Raw genomic sequence first — 1,925 nt, forward strand, 5'->3', positions numbered from 1 at the left:
ATCGGCCGGGGCATGGCGCGCCGCGTGGCTGGCCGGGTGCGCCACATTGGCCGGCGCCGGCTGGGCGGCACGGCGACTGTGCACACTCTTGAGCTCGGGCAGGATCCCGGTGGCGCTCAGCAGCTGGTTGGCTTCGCCGTACAACTGCCCGGCATCGCTGAGCACATAACGCTCGAACAGCTTGAGCAGGATCAGCTTGACCTTGATGCCTACGCCCAGGCTGCGCCCGGCCTGCAAGAAATACTCGCACAGCAGTGCCGGCCCCAGCGGATTGAGGCGGTCGTCCAGGCGCTGGCTGATCAGGCTGTTGAAGCGCAGGGTCAGTTGCCCCAGGGCAAAGCCGTCACGCCGCAGCACCCTGACCACCATCGCCTCGACGGCGGCGGCACGCTCGCGCGCATGCTGCGCAACCAGCGTCAGCTTGTCGTAGCCACTGGCACGCTGGGCCAGCGTCGTGGCCGCCTCATGCCCGACGATGTCGATGAATGCCTGGTAATACAGGTCGAGGAACGCGCGCTCGATGCTTTTGCGCTTGAGGCGCAGGTCGCGCATGGCTTCGAAGAACAGGTTCTGCTCGGCGTCGTCGGGGGCCGTATCGGCCATCTCGAACAGGGTGTCGTCGGCATTGTCGAACAGGCTCTGCAAGGCCTGGCGCAACTGTTGCGCCGCCTTGTCGCGCACCTGCAGCAAGATGACCGGCAAGCGCGCCATGGGCGTACGCGACGCATGGTCAGCGGTGGCCTTGAACGGCACCACCTTGCCGTCGTTGGGCATCCCGGTCTCCTTTGCAGAGTTGTGCTGCGAGTGAATGGAAAACGCATGTCAAAGACATGACGCCAATAACAAGGCGCGCATTATCTGGCAAAACTCGGCGTCCTGCCAGCGAACTGTGCAGTACATTTCGGCGGACGTGTGATAGACCGTCATGGCGCCGAAAAGCTCAATTCCCGCAGACCAAAGGTACAAAGCCGACAGCTGCGCCGCTGCTTGCTGCATCCGCGCCCCGGCCTGCCCTATAATCCCGGCCACTTAGCTTGTGGAGCCGACCATGCCGAATTTACGTCTTGCCGACCTGACTGCCGAAATCGAAGCCAATGTGCGCCGCGCGTTGCTCGAAGACGTCGGCAGCGGCGACATCACCGCCCAGTTGATCCCGGCGCAGCGCCTGGCCAAGGCCACCATCATTACCCGCGATGACTGCGTCATCAGCGGCACGGCCTGGGTGGATGCGGTGTTTCGGCAACTCGACCCGCGGGTGGCGGTGCACTGGCAGGTCAGCGACGGTGAACGGGCCAAGGCCAATCAGGCCCTGTTCCACCTGGAAGGCCCGGCGCGTTCGCTGCTGACCGGCGAGCGCAGCGCGCTGAACTTCCTGCAACTGCTGTCGGGGGTGGCCACCCATGCGCAACACCTGGCAGACCTGGTGGCCGATACCCAGGTCAAGCTGCTCGACACCCGCAAGACCTTGCCGGGCCTGCGCCTGGCGCAGAAGTACGCGGTGACCTGCGGCGGTTGCCACAACCACCGCATCGGCCTGTATGACGCCTTCCTGATCAAGGAAAACCACATCGCTGCCAGTGGCGGCATCGCCCAGGCGATCATGGCGGCGCGCAGCATTGCCCCGGGCAAGCCGGTGGAAGTCGAAGTGGAAAGCCTGGATGAACTGCGCGAAGCACTGCAGGCCGGTGCCGATATCGTCATGCTCGACGAACTGAGCCTGGATGAGATGCGCGAGGCGGTGCGCTGATGCCGGCAAGGCAAAGCTTGAGGCCAGCGGCGGGGTCAACGAGGGCACCTTGCGGGTGATTGCCCAGACCGGGGTGGACTACATCTCGATTGGTGCGATGACCAAGGATGTGAAAGCGGTGGACCTGTCGATGCGCTTGAGTCTGTAAAAGGTTTCGCCGGCAAGGCCGGCTCCTGCA

General features: G+C 64.4%; 1 protein-coding gene and 1 pseudogene. One reads left to right on the forward strand and one right to left on the reverse strand.

What is annotated here, in order from left to right; genetic code table 11:
- The coding region (locus tag G3436_RS25460; RefSeq protein ID WP_163950941.1) for a DUF1631 family protein at positions 1–774 on the reverse strand (774 nt) is incomplete at its 3' end.
- Positions 775–1,048: 274 nt separating this feature from the next.
- On the opposite strand from G3436_RS25460, the pseudogene nadC reads away from it, so the two are divergent.
- Positions 1,049–1,895, forward strand: a pseudogene (nadC, locus tag G3436_RS25465) (carboxylating nicotinate-nucleotide diphosphorylase).
- Positions 1,896–1,925 lie beyond the last annotated feature (30 nt).

The organism is Pseudomonas brassicae, from assembly GCF_010671725.1.
Taxonomy (GTDB): Bacteria; Pseudomonadota; Gammaproteobacteria; order Pseudomonadales; family Pseudomonadaceae; genus Aquipseudomonas; species Aquipseudomonas brassicae.